Origin of the sequence: Glycocaulis abyssi (genome assembly GCF_041429775.1) — a bacterium.
GTDB lineage: Bacteria > Pseudomonadota > Alphaproteobacteria > Caulobacterales > Maricaulaceae > Glycocaulis > Glycocaulis abyssi.
In genome coordinates, this window is sequence record NZ_CP163421.1 from 2,799,164 (window position 1) to 2,813,485 (window position 14,322).

The 14,322-nt window shown below is 63.7% G+C and carries 12 protein-coding genes and 1 pseudogene; 10 read left to right on the forward strand and 3 right to left on the reverse strand.

Features of this window, described 5'->3' with window-relative positions; all coding sequences use genetic code 11:
• Positions 1–67: 67 nt before the first annotated feature.
• From AB6B38_RS13605 to phoB, 6 genes and pseudogenes are all read left to right on the forward strand, one after another.
• Positions 68–1,507 carry a sensor histidine kinase gene (locus AB6B38_RS13605; RefSeq protein WP_371393456.1) on the forward strand — a complete coding sequence of 480 codons (1,440 nt, stop codon included), beginning with the start codon at positions 68–70 and terminating at the stop codon, positions 1,505–1,507.
• Between the two features lie 129 nt (positions 1,508–1,636).
• The gene (gene pstC, locus AB6B38_RS13610) at positions 1,637–3,340 is read left to right on the forward strand and encodes a phosphate ABC transporter permease subunit PstC (protein ID WP_371393458.1); all 1,704 of its coding nucleotides are present in this window, start codon (positions 1,637–1,639) and stop codon (positions 3,338–3,340) included.
• Entirely contained in the window at positions 3,333–5,072 is a 1,740-nt protein-coding gene (gene pstA / locus AB6B38_RS13615; RefSeq protein WP_371393459.1) for a phosphate ABC transporter permease PstA, read from the forward strand. Before pstC ends, pstA begins: the two co-directional genes overlap by 8 nt.
• Positions 5,066–5,895 (forward strand): annotated as a pseudogene (gene pstB, locus AB6B38_RS13620) (phosphate ABC transporter ATP-binding protein PstB). Before pstA ends, pstB begins: the two are co-directional and overlap by 7 nt.
• Positions 5,896–5,948: 53 nt before the next feature.
• Positions 5,949–6,665, forward strand: coding sequence for a phosphate signaling complex protein PhoU (gene phoU, locus AB6B38_RS13625; protein ID WP_371393461.1), 717 nt, complete (start codon positions 5,949–5,951; stop codon positions 6,663–6,665).
• A gap of 11 nt (positions 6,666–6,676) precedes the next feature.
• Entirely contained in the window at positions 6,677–7,363 is a 687-nt protein-coding gene (gene phoB / locus AB6B38_RS13630; RefSeq protein ID WP_371393463.1) for a phosphate regulon transcriptional regulator PhoB, read from the forward strand.
• Positions 7,364–7,437: 74 nt separating this feature from the next.
• On the opposite strand, the gene AB6B38_RS13635 is transcribed toward phoB, so the two are convergent.
• Positions 7,438–7,995, reverse strand: a complete 558-nt coding sequence (locus AB6B38_RS13635; RefSeq protein WP_371393465.1) for a GcrA family cell cycle regulator — start codon at positions 7,993–7,995, stop codon at positions 7,438–7,440.
• 243 nt (positions 7,996–8,238) lie between these two features.
• On the opposite strand from AB6B38_RS13635, the gene AB6B38_RS13640 reads away from it, so the two are divergent.
• The 3 genes from AB6B38_RS13640 to AB6B38_RS13650 are packed head-to-tail and all read left to right on the forward strand — an operon-like array spanning position 8,239 to position 11,293.
• Entirely contained in the window at positions 8,239–9,084 is an 846-nt protein-coding gene (locus AB6B38_RS13640; protein WP_371393467.1) for an ABC transporter permease, read from the forward strand.
• A gap of 33 nt (positions 9,085–9,117) precedes the next feature.
• Positions 9,118–10,302: an aspartate aminotransferase family protein gene (locus AB6B38_RS13645; protein ID WP_371393469.1), complete on the forward strand. Its 1,185-nt coding sequence runs from the start codon at positions 9,118–9,120 to the stop codon at positions 10,300–10,302.
• 22 nt (positions 10,303–10,324) lie between these two features.
• A complete protein-coding gene (locus AB6B38_RS13650; protein ID WP_371393470.1) occupies positions 10,325–11,293 on the forward strand; it encodes an Hsp33 family molecular chaperone in 969 nt (322 codons plus the stop codon).
• Here the strand turns inward: AB6B38_RS13650 and AB6B38_RS13655 are convergent.
• Positions 11,290–12,744, reverse strand: coding sequence for a TrkH family potassium uptake protein (locus AB6B38_RS13655; RefSeq protein ID WP_371393471.1), 1,455 nt, complete (start codon positions 12,742–12,744; stop codon positions 11,290–11,292). The genes AB6B38_RS13650 and AB6B38_RS13655 overlap by 4 nt on opposite strands.
• Positions 12,745–12,768: 24 nt before the next feature.
• Positions 12,769–13,161, reverse strand: a complete 393-nt coding sequence (gene apaG / locus AB6B38_RS13660; protein ID WP_371393473.1) for a Co2+/Mg2+ efflux protein ApaG — start codon at positions 13,159–13,161, stop codon at positions 12,769–12,771.
• A gap of 153 nt (positions 13,162–13,314) precedes the next feature.
• Here apaG and AB6B38_RS13665 point away from each other — a divergent pair, with 153 nt between their 5' ends.
• Positions 13,315–14,316, forward strand: a complete 1,002-nt coding sequence (locus AB6B38_RS13665; RefSeq protein ID WP_371393475.1) for a 2'-deoxycytidine 5'-triphosphate deaminase domain-containing protein — start codon at positions 13,315–13,317, stop codon at positions 14,314–14,316.
• The last annotated feature ends 6 nt before the right edge of the window (positions 14,317–14,322 follow it).

Sequence of the window (14,322 nt, forward strand, 5' to 3'; positions counted from 1 at the left end):
CGCCCCTATCCGGAATTTCGTGCGCGGCTCACATTGAGCCGTCAAAAACCCGTGCTAAGACCGGAAGATGGCAAACGAAAAACCAGCGGTCAGAACGCCTGCCACCCCGGACCGGCCCCGGCGGCGCGATATTGTCATAACGGCGCTGCTGGGTCTGCTGGTTTTGCTTGTTCTGCTGGTTGGCGGCGTGCTTGCGCCAGGGGCCTGGCTGGCCGCATCACTCGCCTTTTCCGCGCTTGCCTTTGTCTATTTTCTCACAGCCGTGACCCGGGTTTCGCCCCGGTCTGCGGTGCAGATGTCGCGTCCGGTCCATGCCAGCGAGCTGGAGTCCGCCGATGTCATGCTGGAGAAGATTGCCGTCCCGGTCCTTCTGATCGGTCCCGGCGGACGCATAGAGCGCGCCAATCCGGCCGCGCGCGCCTTTCTGGCCCTGGGGGCTGAGGGCGGGCTTCTGTCGAATTCGCTGCGTCAGCCGCGCGTGCTTGAAGCGGTCAGTGCGGCCTTGCGCGGGGAGCGCGGCGCGGTTGTGGAGTATGCCAGCCTTGCGCCGATTGAAAGCCATGTGCGCGCCTTTGTGGAGCCGCTGCGCATGCCGGTCGCCGGTCCGATGCCGTGGCGTGCCATGCTGGTGCTGGCCGACGAGACCTCGTCAAAACGGGCCGAGCGCATGCGCGCCGACTTCCTGGCCAATGCCAGTCACGAATTGCGCACGCCTCTGGCCTCTCTGTCCGGCTTTATCGACACATTGCGCGGGCCCGCCCGCGATGATGAGGCGGCGAGGGACCGGTTTTTGTCCATCATGCGAGAGCAGACAGACCGGATGCGCCGCCTGATCGATGATCTGCTCTCGCTCAGCCGGGTGGAGATGAACGAGCACTTGCCGCCATCAGGCGAAGCAGATCTCGGAGCCATCGCACGCGACGTGGTCGACAGTTTGCGGCCCATGGCCGATGCGCGTGCCATCACGCTGGAGCTGTCACTTCCCGATGAACCGGCCCGGATCACGGGTGATCGCGACCAGGTTTACGAGGTGGTGGAGAATCTCGTCGAGAACGCCATCAAGTATTCGCCCGAAGGGGCCGTGGTCGCCATCGAGGCGCTGGACAACTGTGCACGGGATGTTGCCGAGCACGCGCCTGAGCGGCTCGCACCGCAGAGTGCGCGCCTGTTGCTGGCCGGCCCGCCTTTTGACCCGCGCCAGCGCTATGGCGTGCTGCGCGTGCGCGATCATGGGGCAGGCATTGACCGGCGCTACCTGCCCCGCCTGTCAGAGCGCTTCTACAGGGTCGACGGGCAGAAAAGCGGCCCGACGGCGGGAACCGGGCTGGGCCTGGCAATCGTCAAGCACATCATTACCCGTCACCGGGGCGGCTTCAGTGTCGAAAGCGCGCCAGATACCGGTTCGACCTTCTCGGTATTCCTGCCCAAACCTGCAGAAGGCAGCAAGGCTGCCAGCCCGGCCCAGCCCGTTGCGGCGGCCAGTGCGCCGGAGGCGGAAGCGGAGTAATCCCCCGGTTGCGCCCGGCGCTGTCGCAAAACTGTAATCCAACCGTCATATTTGGGTGATCGATCCGCGCCAGTTTGCGCCGCTAACCGGCAGGCGGGGCAGCAATGCGTCTGCCGGACGAGGTCATAGATGCAATTGTCCCTTATTACGGCACTCGCGCTGCTTGTGCTCACGGCCACCGGCTTTCTTGCCGGGCGCAGCCGTGCGTTTGCGCTTGCCGAAAAGGACGATAAGCGCCTCCACTCGCTGCCCAGCTATCACGGCTATTACGTGGCGCTGTGGGCGGGTCTGCCGGGCTTTACCTTCCTCGCTGCCTACGCTCTGGCCGGCACGATGCTCGTCAACACGATTGTGCTTGGCCAGATGGAGCGGGCTGCCGAGCCGCTGCAGGCGCGCTACGAGCTGGCTCTGGCCAGCGATGAAGTCTGGTCTGACGCGGTTGCTGAGATTGCCCGGCTTGACGGCGAAATGGCAGTGCTTCGCGATGAGGCCGAGGCGGTGATTGCCGCTGAAGGCGTGCAGTCCGGCGCCGTGGCGGCCTTGCGCGCGCGTCAGGATGAGCTTCAGTTCGCACAGGACGATGCGCGCTTTACCCGTAATGCCCGCGAGGATTTGATCGCCGGTGACATCCTGCAGGCTGTGCCGGAAGCAGATGACCACGCGCTGGCCCGCGCCGGGTTCGAGTTCTCGCGTCTGCCTGTTCAGGAGCGCGAGGTCTTTCTCGCCGATGCGCGCGCGCTGGCCTTTGGTGATGGCTTGGCGAGCCGTGACACGCCGGAGCTGCGCGCCGTTGCCGATGCGCTGCGCCCGGTTCATTCAGGTATTTTGTGGGGTGCAAGCCTTGGCGCGCTGGCGCTGGCTCTGGCGGGTCTGGTCTTTGCCCGCACCCATCTGGCGCCGCGGTTCCGGGCGCGTAACCGCGTTGAATGGGTCATCTCAGCGGCGCTGGCGCTCGCCTCTCTGATCGCAATCCTGACGACGCTGGGCATCGTCTTTTCGCTGCTGTTTGAAAGCCTGCGCTTCTTTGCCTCCATCGACTGGCGGGTGTTCGACTTCCTGTTCGGTACGCAATGGAGCCCGCAGACCGCCATCCGGCCCGGCCAGATCGGCCAGTCCGGCTCGTTCGGCGCGGTGCCGCTGTTTGCCGGTACGGCCCTCATCACCCTGATTGCCATGATGGTCGCAGCGCCGGTCGGCCTGTTTGCCGCGATATACCTGTCGGAATACGCCGATAGCGGGGTGCGGGCATGGGCCAAGCCCGTGCTGGAGGTCCTCGCAGGCGTTCCCACCGTGGTCTACGGCTTCTTTGCCTTGCTGACCGTGGGGCCGCTCCTGCGCGATTTTGCGCTGTTCCTCGGCTATGAGGATGCGGTGACGCAGAGCGCCCTGTCGGCGGGTCTGGTGATGGGCGTGATGATTATCCCGTTCGTGTCCTCGCTGTCCGATGACGTCATCAACGCCGTGCCGCAGTCCTTGCGCGACGGTGCCTATGCGATGGGCGCGACCAAGTCTGAAACCATCCGTCACGTCGTTTTTCCAGCAGCGCTACCAGGTATTGTCGGCGCACTGCTGCTGGCGGTATCGCGCGCGGTGGGCGAGACCATGATCGTGGTGATGGCCGCAGGTCAGGCGGCCAATCTGACGGCCAACCCGCTGGAATCGGTGACGACCATCACCGTCCAGATCGTCACGCTTCTGACCGGTGACCAGGAGTTCAACAGTCCCAAGACGCTCTCCGCCTTTGCGCTGGGTCTGGTCCTGTTCGTGCTCACCTTGATCCTCAACATCATCGCGCTGCGCGTGGTGCAGAGCTATCGGGAAAAGTATGACTGACGCCCCCCGCCCAGCGATAGCCGAAGCGGTCCGCCAACGGCTCGCGCGCCGGCACCGTGCCGAAGGCCGGTTCCGCGCCTTTGGCGTGGGCGCAATCGCGCTTGCCATCATTTTTCTGGGTGTGCTTCTGGGTACCATCACGCTGCAGGCAAGCGGCGCTTTCACCAATTATGTCATCACCCTGCCGGTAACGCTTGAGCGGACGATTGCCGACCCGCGCGGCGATATGAGCGAAGCCTCGCTGCGCCGGGGCAGCTATAACCAGCTCATCCAGCGCGCCGTGCAGTCGGAGTTTCCGGCCGCCTCTTCGCGCAGCGATCTGCGCGAGCTGTTCGGGCTCTATAGCGGGCTGAATGCCGCGTCGGTCATGCGCCGTGTGATTGCCGATCCGTCACTGGTCGACACCACGATCAATGTCACCATGCCCGCCAATCACGAAGTCGACCTCTATCTGAAGGGCATTACGGTCGATGAGCATATTTCGGCGGGTAGCGGCACGATCGAAGCTGACAGTGTGTCCGGCAGTGTCGCCCTGTCATCGGATACGCCTGCCTTTGCCAACGCCATTGCGCGCATCCGTCAGCAGGCCGTCTCCGAGCGTGAGGTGTTGCTGACCCGCGCTGCGCGTCTGGAAGCCGAAGCGGCAAACGCGGCCAGCCGCGATGCGCGTGAAGCGGGGCTCGCGGCCGCCCGGCGTGCGCGCGATGAAGCGGCGCGGTTTGACGCCGTGATCGATCCTGAATCGCGGATCGTGCTCGGCCCGCGCACGGCGAGCCTCCTGATCCGCGTCAATGGCGGAGTGGTTGCCGTTTCCGCCCTGACACCCGATGGCCGCGAGGCCGAGGGCCGGGTTCTCCTGCCGCTGGAAAGCGCAGAGGCGTCCGGCAGCTGGAGCGAGTGGGTCATCGAGACACCGGCGGCGGGCCGGCGCATTACCGATCAGCAGGCGGTCTACGCCCGCACGCTTGAAGAGCGCGGCATGGTGGAGCGCCGCTTCAACACCAATCTGTTCCTCAATGCCGACAGCCGCGAGCCTGAGCTGGCCGGCGTGATGGGCGCCTTTATCGGCTCGGTGCTGACCATGCTGGTCACCATGCTGCTGGCAGTGCCGATTGGTGTTGGCACGGCCATCTATCTGGAAGAGTTCGCGCCGAAGAACCGGCTGACGGGCTTTATCGAGGTCAATATCAATAATCTGGCTGCCGTGCCGTCCATCGTGTTCGGCCTGCTGGGTCTGGCGGTGTTCATCAACACGTTCGGCATGCCGCGCTCCGCGCCTCTGGTCGGGGGCTTCGTGCTGGCGCTGATGACATTGCCTACCGTAATCATTTCCTCGCGCGCAGCGCTGCGGGCTGTGCCGCCCTCCATCCGGGAAGCGGCGCTGGGCGTTGGCGCATCGCGCACCCAGGCGGTGTTCCAGCACGTTCTGCCGCTCGCCATGCCGGGCATACTGACAGGCTCGATCATCGGGCTGGCGCAGGCGCTGGGCGAGACCGCGCCCCTCCTGATGATCGGCATGGTAGCCTTTGTGGCCGATGCGCCTTCGCTTGGCCTGTCAGGGCTTACCCAGCCTTCGACGGTGATGCCGGTTCAGGTCTTCCTGTGGTCGGGCGCATCCGAGCGCGCTTTCGAGATGCGTACAGCCGCCGCCATTCTGGTGCTGCTGACGCTGATGATCATTTTCAATGCGGTTGCAATCATTCTGCGCCGCCGTTTCGAACGGAGATGGTGAGATGGCAGATTCTGCTGCCCCCACGCACACCGGCAAGACAGTCTACCACCCCGCCGAGAGCAGCCATCCCGTGAAGGTGGCCGCTTCGGGCGTAGAGGTGTTCTATGCCGAGAAACAGGCGCTTCACGGCATCAATCTGGACATTCGCGACCGCTCGGTAACGGCGTTTATCGGCCCGTCGGGCTGTGGCAAGTCGACTTTCCTGCGTTGCATCAACCGGATGAATGACACGATCGACACGGCGCGGGTTCACGGCTCGATCCGGATCGACGGCGAAGAGATAAATGATCGCGGCGTTGATCCTGTCCTGCTGCGTGCGCGGGTGGGCATGGTGTTCCAGAAGCCAAACCCCTTCCCGAAAAGCATTTATGACAATGTCGCCTATGGGCCGCGTATTCACGGGCTTGCTTCGGGCAAGGATGAGCTGGACGCGATTGTCGAAACCTCGCTCAAAAAGGCAGGTCTGTGGGATGAGGTGGCAGACCGGCTGGACCAGCCCGGAAACTCGCTCTCCGGCGGCCAGCAGCAGCGTCTGGTCATTGCCCGCGCCATCGCGGTCAACCCGGAAGTGATCCTGATGGACGAGCCCTGCTCGGCGCTCGATCCCATCGCGACCGCGCGCATTGAAGAGCTGATTGACGAGCTGCGGGAGAATTACTGCCTCATCATCGTCACCCACTCCATGGCGCAGGCCGCGCGGGTGTCACAGATGACGGCCTTCTTCCATCTCGGTCATCTGGTGGAATACGGACCGACCGAGGAGATCTTTACCAACCCGCGTGACCGCCGCACGCAGGACTATATTACCGGCCGCTTCGGATAAGCAGCCGGCCGCCTGACCATGGAGCGCTTTTGCTCCGCAAAAAGGTAATCGCCATGAATAGCCCGGCACAGCAGGGTCATCACATCGTCAAAGCCTTCTCCGAGGAGCTCGAACAGCTTTCCGCCGCCGTTGCGACCATGGGCGGGCTCGCAGAAAGCATGATCTCCGATGCGATTGACGCCATCATCACCCGCGACAGCGATCTCGCCCTTGAAGTCGCAGAACGTGACAAGCGCATCGATGTGCTGCAGCGCGATGTGGAGCGGCAGATCATTCGCCTTCTGGCCTTGCGCCAGCCTCTGGCGTGGGATTTGCGCGTCTGCATCGCGGCGCTGAAGATATCGGCAGACTTGGAACGCGTCGGTGATCTGGCCAAGAACATCGCCCGGCGCACGCGTGCGCTCAACGAGGCGGAGCCGCTGGCGCTCACCAAGTCTGTCGAACGCATGGGCCGTCTCGTCCAGCGCCATCTGCATGAAGTGCTCGACGCCTATGTGAGCGGCGAGATTGCCGGCGCGGTCGGTGTCTGGGAACGCGATGATGATGTCGATGAGCATTATAATGCGCTCTTCCGCGAGCTTCTGACCTGCATGGCAGAAGACCCCCAGCTGATCGGCCCGGGTACGCACCTTCTCTTCATTGCCAAAAATCTCGAGCGGGTGGGCGATCACGCCACCAATATCGCCGAGCTGGTTCACTATGCCGTTACGGGCAGCGAGCTTACGGCCGAACGGCCCAAGGGCACGCCGCTTGAAAGCGGCGCAAGCTAGGGAACACTGCCATGCAACCGCATGTTCTGGTCGTTGAGGATGAAGATGCGCTGGCCGAACTGCTTCAGTACAATCTGAAGAAGGAAGGTTTCCGCGTCACTGTGGCAGCCGATGGCGAGGAGGCGATGATCCTCGTCGACGAACGCCAGCCCGACATCATCCTTCTGGACTGGATGCTGCCGAAAGTATCGGGCATCGAGGTGTGCCGCCGCCTGCGCGGGCGACAGGAGACGCGCAATATCCCGATCATCATGCTGACAGCGCGCGGCGAGGAAGCCGACCGTATCCGCGGCCTTGATACCGGCGCGGACGATTACATCATCAAGCCGTTCCTGATGAATGAGCTGTTTGCCCGCGTTCGCGCAATCCTTCGCCGTATCCGTCCGGGCCTTGCCGATGACAAGGTGGTGGTCGGCGAGATCTCGATTGACCGGGTGGCGCACCGCGTCTCACGCGCCGGGCGCGATATCCATCTGGGTCCGACCGAGTTCCGCCTGCTCGACTATTTCATGCAGCATCCGGGGCGCGTTTTCTCGCGCGAGCAATTGCTTGATGCGGTGTGGGGTTCGGATGTCTATGTGGAGGCGCGCACGGTCGATGTGCATGTGGGCCGTCTGCGCAAGGCGCTCAATAACGGGCATGAAACCGATCCGATCCGCACCGTCCGCTCCGCAGGCTATGCACTGAACGCGGAATAGGTCCGGCCGCCAGGCCGTGACGAAAAAGCCCGGCTCGTCGAGCCGGGCTTTTTTATCGTCAGAAGGATCGGGCCCTAGAAATTCGCCCGCCGCCCGGATGCCAGGCTGTCGAGCACCGCGCGGGCATCTTCGGCCGGCTTGCGCTTGCGTTTGGCCTGCGGCTGGTAGGCCATTTGCGAATGGGCTTCGCAATACGCCTGACCCGGTGTGGTCTTGTGGCCGCAGAAGCGGAAAGACGCATCGGCCGGGTCGCCGACCGGCCATTTGCACATGCCTTCGCGCAAGGTAAGCACGGTGGCGTAATCGCCAGATGGCAGGACATGCGGCTCCACTGGGACGGGCGTGGGCGCCGGAGCGCGCACAATGGCTGGCTCGCTGCCATTGGCCGTCTTGGCTTTCGCATTTGCCTGCGATGGAGTGGAGGCCGTACGTGGCCTTGGTGCCAGCTTGGGCGCAGCCACACGCCGGGTCGGGCGCGAGGGTGCAGCCCGGCCGGACAGGCCAAGGCGGTGCACCTTGCCGATCACGGCGTTGCGGGTTACCCCGCCAAGCTGTTTGGCGATCTGGCTGGCGCTCAGACCGTCTGCCCACAGTTTTTTCAGGGTTTCCACCCGTTCGTCTGTCCATGCCATGGCGGTGCGCTCCTCGCCTTATACGCTACAGTATTGGACCCCAAGGGATTGATGGCGGCCAGGCCGCAACACCCTATATCTTGGGGTCTGACACGAAATACAGTATCGGCGGGTTCTCATAGCACAAGATGCGGCGCTGATTCGGACGTGGAAAACTTCCGTGTTGTGCACTCGCATCGCGCTGCCAGACCGTGCTAGAGGGTTTCGGGCAATCAGCCAGAACGAGGCGAAAAGGGTCCGGTCATGCCAGACACGTCCAGCCAGAGCGATGCGGTGAAGACCAGCCTTGCCGGGCCGGTACCGCCGCAGCCACGCCCGATTGGCGCCATCAACTGGCTGGGCCTGTGGACGCTCTACAAGAAGGAAGTGCGCCGCTTCCTGAAGGTCAGCTTCCAGACGGTCGCCGCCCCGGTCGCCACGACCCTGCTCTACATGATGGTGTTTTCGCTGGCCATCGGGGTCACGCGCGAGGCGCCGGGCGGGCTGCCCTTTGTGGTCTTTCTGGCCCCCGGCCTGGTGATGATGGGGCTTTTGAACAACGCGTTTGCAAACTCATCCTCCTCGCTGATCGTGGCCAAGGTGCAGGGCAATACGGTCGATTTCCTGATGCCGCCTCTATCTGCGGGCGAGCTGGCGGCGGCCTTCATTGGCGGTGCCATAACGCGCGGCGTGATGGTCGCGGCTGCCTCTGCGCTGGTCATCATGCCGTTTGCGTCCGTGCCGGTGTCCCATGTGTGGGCGATCGTGTTCTTTGGCGTCGGCGCGGCGGCCATGCTGGGGATGGCGGGCGTGATTGCCGGGGTGTGGGCGGAGAAGTTCGATCACCTCGCGGTCATCACCAATTTCATCATCATGCCGCTGACCTTCCTGTCGGGCACGTTCTATTCGATCTCGATCCTGCCCGAGCCCTTCCAGACGATCAGTCACGCCAACCCGTTCTTCTATCTGATTGACGGGTTCCGCTACGGCTTCATCGGGTATGCCGACGGCAATATCGCCATTGGCGTTGTGGTGACGCTGGTCATCAATGCCGCGCTTCTTGTCGCCTGCTATGGCGTATTGCGGTCCGGCTGGCGGCTGAGAACCTAGGTATCCTTCACTATTTTTGCCGGAGACACGTATATGCCCACCCCGCTTTTTGACACCTATGCCCCGCCCTCGCAGATATTCGAGCGCGGTGAAGGCGTCTTCCTGATCGAGCGCAGTGGCGAGAAGTATCTCGACTTCATCTCCGGTATTGCGGTGAACGCGCTGGGCCATGCCCATCCCAAGGCCGTGGCTGCCCTTAAAAGCCAGGCTGAAAAGCTCTGGCACACCTCCAACATGTTCACCGTGCCGGGACAGCATGAGCTGGCGGCGAAATACTGCCAGAACAGCTTTGCCGACCGCGTCTTCTTCACCAATTCAGGCACCGAGGCGATCGAGTGCGCGATCAAGACCGCGCGCCACTATCACTTCGTCAACGGACGCCCCGACCGCTACCGCATCATCACCTTCACCGGCGCCTTCCATGGCCGCACCTATGGCGGCATCAATGCGGGCGGCAATCCGGCCTATCTGGAAGGCTTCGGGCCGCGCATGGAGGGGTTTGACCCAATTGCCTTTGGCGATCACGACGCCGTAAAGGCCGCCATCACCGAAGAAACAGCCGCCATCCTTGTCGAGCCCGTTCAGGGCGAAGGCGGCGTGCGCGCTTTGCCGGATGTGTGCCTGCGCGGACTTCGCGAGCTGTGCGACGAGCATGGCCTGTTGCTGATCTATGACGAGGTGCAGTGCGGGGCAGGGCGCACCGGCAAGCTGTGGGCCCATGAATGGGCGGGCAGCGCCGCGCCCGACATCATGGCCGTTGCCAAGGGGGTTGGTGGCGGTTTTCCGATGGGGGCCTGCCTGACGACAGAGGCGGCTGGCGCCCACATGGTGGTCGGCACGCATGGCTCCACTTTTGGCGGCAACCCGCTGGCGATGGCCGTCGGCAATGTCGTCTATGATGAGCTGACTGCGCCGGGCTTCATGGAGCACGTCGTGGACGTGTCCAATTTCCTGCACCAGCAGCTGCATGGCCTGGCCGATACCCATTCGGCCAAGGTTGAAGAGGTGCGTGGCAAGGGTCTTCTGGTCGGTCTGAAGCTGAAAACGGGCTATGTGAACAAGACACTGGCAAAGCACGCGCGCGATCACCATCTGCTGATCGGTGCGGCGGGTGATAATGTGGCCCGGATGGCTCCGCCGCTTATCATTGAGGAAGCTCACGCCCGTCAGGCGGTAGAGGCGCTGGACAAGGCCCTCGCCGCGCTGGAACAGGGCTAGGCGAAAACACGCAAGGCGCAGCATGGACGAGAACACGCTTGGCTCCGGCCCGGATGCTCTGGGCCGGACGGATGACATTGTAGCCGCTTTCCAGCTGGAGAAACGGCCCGTATCGGGCCGTGTGGTCCGGCTCGGCCCGGTCGTGGACGAAATCCTCTCCGCGCATGATCTGCCCGTGGCCGTCGCAGCCCTGCTGGGCGAGGCGGTATTGCTGGCGGTGCTGATCGGGGACTCCCTGAAATTTGAAGGCCGCCTGATCGTGCAGGCCAGCGGCGCCAACTCCAATCCCGGCGGGCTGGGCGGCGAGGGCGCCGTCAGCTTTGTTGTGGCCGACTATGCCGTAGGCGAGGGCGTGCGCGGCTTCGCCCGCTATGACGCAGACCGTGTGGCCGCGCTGGAGGCCGAGCATGGCCCGCGCCCCGGAGCCGAACGCCTGCTGGGTTCGGGTGCCTTCGCCATGACCATCGATCAGGGCTCCGATATGGAGCGCTATCAGGGCGTTGTGGCGCTGGACGGCCCGACGCTTGCCGCGTGTGCGGAGCATTATTTCGCTCAGTCCGAACAGGTGCCGACCCGCATCCGCCTGGCGGTTGGACAGGAAATGATCGCTGGCGGCAAGACGCGCTGGCGGGCGGGCGGCGCGATATTGCAGCGCATTGCCGGTGATGATGCGCGCGGCCATGATGCGCATGCCTTCGCCGACGCGCAGGTGCTGTTCGATACGGTTGAAGACGATGAGCTGCTGGATCCCGGCGTGTCATCCGGCCGCCTGCTCTACCGGCTCTTCCATGAGGACGGCGTTCGGCTACAGCCCTCAAAGCCTGTGTTGAAGCGCTGTACGTGCGAGCGTGAGCGGCTGGCGCGCATCCTTGCGGGTTTCCCGGCAGAGGATCGTGACGAGATGGTCAAGGACGGCGCCGTTGTGATGACGTGCGAGTATTGCAATCGCGACTGGCGTTTCAGCGAGGCTGAGATCGACGCAGCGGGCTAGCTGCGCCAGAAGGCGGGTGTGAACAGGGCCAGCATGGTCAGCACCTCCAGCCGGCCGACCAGCATGGTGAAGCTCATCACCCATTTGGCGGCATCGGGCAAAGGCTGGAAATTGCCCGCCGGGCCTATGATGTCGCCAAGGCCGGGGCCGACATTGGCAATCGTTGTGGCCGCGCCTGACAGCGCCGTCACCGGGTCCAGCCCGATCAGGGACAACAGGATCGCCGATACCGCAAACGCGCCGAAAAACAGGAACACAAAGCCGAGCACCGAGCGCACGGTCGCTTCGGGCACCGGCTTGCCATCGTAATGCACCGAGCGCACTGCACGCGGGCGGGCATAGCGGTGCAGATAGGTCAGCATGGCGGAAGCCGCGATCTGGTGACGGAACACCTTGATCGAGCAGGTGCTGGAACCTGCGCATCCGCCTGCGAACATCAGGATGAAGAAGACCATGACGGGCATGGTGCCCCAGCTGGCGAAATCCGCGCTGCCATAGCCGGTGCCGGTCATCACCGAGACGGCGTTGACGGCGGCCGCCCGCCAGGCGGGCAACTCGCCAGTGTCCACATCATTGACCAGCAGGAGCAGTGTCAGGCTCGCGCAGGCGACAAACACCAGGATCAGGAAGGCACGCACCTGTGGATCGTTGAGCACCCGGTCCGGGCGGCCCTGAACGGCGCGCAGGAAGACCAGGAAGGGCAGGGCCGACAATATCATGAAGACCAGTGCCACGAGATCTGCGCCCTCATGGGCCCACGCGCCGATCGAGGCGTCGCTGGTTGAAAATCCGCCCGTCGCCACCGTCGTCATGGCGTGGGCCGCTGCGTCAAACGCGTTCATCCCGGCAAAGCCATAGGCGATAAAACAGGCAAAGGTCAGCACCAGATAGATCAGACCGACAGCGCCCGCGATCTCGCCCGCGCGCGGCAGCGCCTTGTCCACCTTGTCAGAGCTTTCCAGCCGGAAAAGCTGCATGCCGCCAATGCCCAGAACCGGCCAGATAGCCATCGCCGTGACGATGATGCCTATGCCGCCAATCCATTGCAGGATGGCGCGCCAGATCAATACGCCTGCGGGCAGGTCCTGCAGGCCGGTCAGCACGGTTGCGCCTGTGGTGGTGATACCGGAGACGGACTCAAAAATGGCGTCGGTCCAGCTCATGCCGATACCGGCCAGATGCAGCGGGATAGATGCGGCCAGACCCAGCACAATCCATGAGCCGGATGTCACCAGGATCGCGCCTCTGGCATCAAGGTCGAACCCGTCCCCGCGGCCCATCAGCGCCATGATGCCGCCGACAAATCCGCACAGCACCGCCGAGCCGAAAAAGGCATGCGCCGACTCTGCATCCACATTGAGATCGATAATGGCCGGCACCAGCATGGCCGCGCCGAGCGCCGCCAGCAGCACGCCCAGAATGAAGATGACAGTGCGGGTATAGATGCTCACGCGGCAGCCTTTCGGCGCGTCAGCCTAATGCAGCGTGGCCGGCATGAAGGGGCTGTCCAGCGCAAAGGAGGGAATGGCGGCATTGAACATGGCTCCGTCCGCCCGGCGCATCTCGTACTGGCCGCTCATAAAGCCCGACGGCGTGGGCAGGGGCGCGCCCGATGTATAGCGGAAGCATTCTCCCGGGGCGATAACCGGCTTTTCCCCGATGACCCCCTCGCCCTTGACCACGCGGGTGCGGCCCTTGGCATCGGTTATCCGCCATTCGCGCGTCATCAGCTGCACCGGAGCAGCGCCCGAATTTTCAATCTCGACGGTATAGGACCAGATATAGCGGTTCTCGTCCGGCTCGGATTCTGTTTCCAGATAATCCGGCTCGACACGGATGATAACGCCTTCGGTCTCCAGCATGTACATGGCGGTATGAAACTCCTCTGGACAGGATGAGACACCTCTTGGTGCTGACGCTCAAGGGGTTTCGCGCAGGTATGCCTGCCAGCGCCATTGCAAACCCTGCCGCCATGCGGAACGGTGCGCCCTCTATCCCTCTTGGTGAGTCGCGCCTTTCCCATGTCCAAGCCCGGTATCCTGACCGATCTCGACCTTGCCGCTCTGGTCTCCTCCGGAGCCATTGCCGCGCCGGGCATAGAGGATGGCCAGATACAGCCTGCAAGCCTTGATCTGCGTCTTGGAACAAAGGCTTACCGTCTCCGGGCGAGCTTCCTGCCCGGCCCGGCGCGCAGTGTGGATGACTGTCTGGCCTCCGGTATTGTCATACACGAGATCGCGCTGACCGGCGGGGCCGTGCTGGAGACGGGCTGCGTCTATCTTGTCCCGCTGATGGAAAGCCTCTCCTTGCCGGGCGATTTGAGCGCGGCGATGAACCCGAAAAGCTCCACCGGCCGGCTGGATGTCTTTACCCGTGTCATCGGGAATAATGCAGCGGCGTTCGATCAGCTGCCAGCGGGCTATTCCGGCCCGCTCTGGGTGGAAATATCCCCGCGCACCTTTTCCATCCTTGCCCGCCCCGGCGACCGTCTGGTGCAGGTGCGGCTGCGCCGGGGGGCGCTCAAAGCCGGGCTTTCCCAGGTGCTTAGCGTCGATCTGCAGGCGGCGGGCAACGCGCCTGTCGGCTGGCGCGCCAAGCGCCACAGCCCGCTGGTGGATTTGAGCCGGATTGGCGCGCATGCCGCGCTCGATTTCTGGGAACCGCTATATGCCCCTAAGGGACAGATCGTGCTCGATCCGGGGGAGTTCTACATACTGGCTTCACGCGAGGCGGTGGAGATCCCCTTGGAGGACGCCGCCGAGATGGCGCCCATTGCGCCGGAAATAGGGGAGTTCCGCGCCCACTATGCCGGGTTTTTCGACCCCGGTTTCGGCCTTGGCGCACCGGCAAAGGCGGTGCTGGAGGTGAGGGGGCGCGACGTGCCCTTCATCCTGGAACACGGTCAGGCCGTGGCCCGTCTGGTCCATGAGCCGATGGCGGGAAAAATCGGTTCGGCCTATGGCGCAAACGGCTCCAACTATCAGGGTCAGGGTCTGAAACTCGGCAAGCATTTCAAGGCTTAAGTGGCC